The organism is Anaerostipes hominis (ex Lee et al. 2021), assembly GCF_002270485.1.
Classification (GTDB): domain Bacteria; phylum Bacillota; class Clostridia; order Lachnospirales; family Lachnospiraceae; genus Anaerostipes; species Anaerostipes hominis.
In genome coordinates this window covers 1-1,654 of sequence record NZ_NQOG01000054.1, presented here as the reverse complement: position 1 = coordinate 1,654, position 1,654 = coordinate 1, and the positions used below count along the sequence as shown (strand labels likewise).

The 1,654-nt window shown below is 39.5% G+C and carries 1 protein-coding gene; it reads right to left on the bottom strand.

Going from position 1 to position 1,654, the window contains the following annotated elements:
- Nucleotides 1–92: 92 nt before the first annotated feature.
- Entirely contained in the window at nucleotides 93–1,355 is a 1,263-nt protein-coding gene (locus tag CI597_RS17440) for an IS110 family transposase (protein ID WP_024728785.1), read from the bottom strand.
- Between the last annotated feature and the right edge of the window lie 299 nt (nucleotides 1,356–1,654).

The following is a 1,654-nucleotide window of genomic DNA, read 5'->3' as shown; positions in this document are numbered from 1 at the left end:
ATACTGTGAAAGAAAGTAGAGGACAGCCAATAAAAGGCGCACTTTAATAAGCTGTCTAATGGCAGCGCAAAAAAGATTATTGTTTTAAAAAGCTAAGAAGCTAATTGCGATTCGGAAATTTTCCCTTCGCGTATAAGAAGTTTCATAGCCTGCTTGATTGCCTTTTCCTTTTGTTTTTCTTTCATAGGTTCTGGCATATCAATTTTAAATAAATCGGTCGGATTCCATGTTTCCCCAGTAGATAACATCTGATAGATAGCAGTGAGAATCATCCGGGCGATAGCAATAATGGCACGTTTTTTACCACGACGTTTCATGATGCGTTCATACTTTTGCTTGTAGTAAGGAGATTTATCAGATTTCACGGCTGCATGGGCAACTTGTACCAATGCAGGTTTGAGGTAGACACCGGCACGTGTTATCCTGACAGATTTCTTCTTACCAGCAGATTCATTGTTGCCGGGAGTGAGTCCCGCCCAACAGCATAAACGTTTGGAATTCGAAAACGGAGTCATATCGGTACCAATTTCAGAGATAACAGTGATTGCACTGTTACGATCAACACCTGGAATGGTACACAGTAACTGGACAGCATTTTCATATGGAGCAATCAAAGAATCAAGCATCGTGTCTATATCATTTATCGTAGATGTGATATAATCCAGATGTGCGCGGATGAGGCGCATACGATATTTTTGGGAATCAGTCATCTGATAGCCTTCGATGGATTCAATGACACTGTCAGACTTCTTCTTTAGGGAACGAAGCAGTCTGGAAGCTATTTCTTCGTGGTTGATGGAATTGTCAGGTTGTTCAATTAGGTAATCAATAACAGATGTAGCTGATTTCCCGAAGATATCGGAAACTACTGAATCTAATGCGACATTACAGACAGTGAGCGCATTCTGATATCTGTTCTTTTCACTGGTACGGCAGGAAGTCAGTTTGTAACGGTATCTTGTAAATTCACGCAGAATACGAATCGGCTTACAAGGGATATAACTTCCCGGAACCAGACCTAATCGAAACAAATCCCCAATCCATTTGGAATCTTTCGTATCATCTTTATTGCCTTTGACAGCTTTTACCCATTTAGGGTTAGCGATGGTGACGTTTATTTCGTCTTCTAAAAGGTTAAAGACGGGAATCCAGTATTTTCCGGTAGATTCCATACAGACATCGCGACATTGGTTTTTAACAAGCCATTCTTTGAATTGCAGAATAGAATTGTTAAAGGTGGAGAAACGCTTCTTTTGATACGAAGGTTCCACACCGGAAGTGGTTTTAATGATTGTGGCAACGAGAAAAGATTTGTGAACATCGACACCACAACAGGTTTGATAAACAACTTTCATAATCAAGAACTCCTTTCAAAATAAGATAAAGAAGCCATTGACTGTTCCACCACACATTTAACAGAGAAGTTAAAACAATTCTTACTGTACGGTCTTATAGAGCCCCTTATTTGTGCTTGAAAGATGGAACTTACACTGATTATTATGCTGTCTAAAACGAAGAAAGTCTTTACGACTTACCTCACCGTGCTTTGTAGTATAGCTTCTTTAAAAACTATTTTATCAGCAATGTGGAAAAGTGAAAGACTTTCATTACTATTTGTGCCGCCGACTTGGCGGCGGAATGGAGATTATTATGA

Coding starts and splice junctions, on each gene's coding strand:
- CI597_RS17440 (WP_024728785.1), bottom strand. CDS start 1,355: ATGAAAGTTGTTTATCAAACCTGTTGTGGTGTCGATGTTCACAAATCT.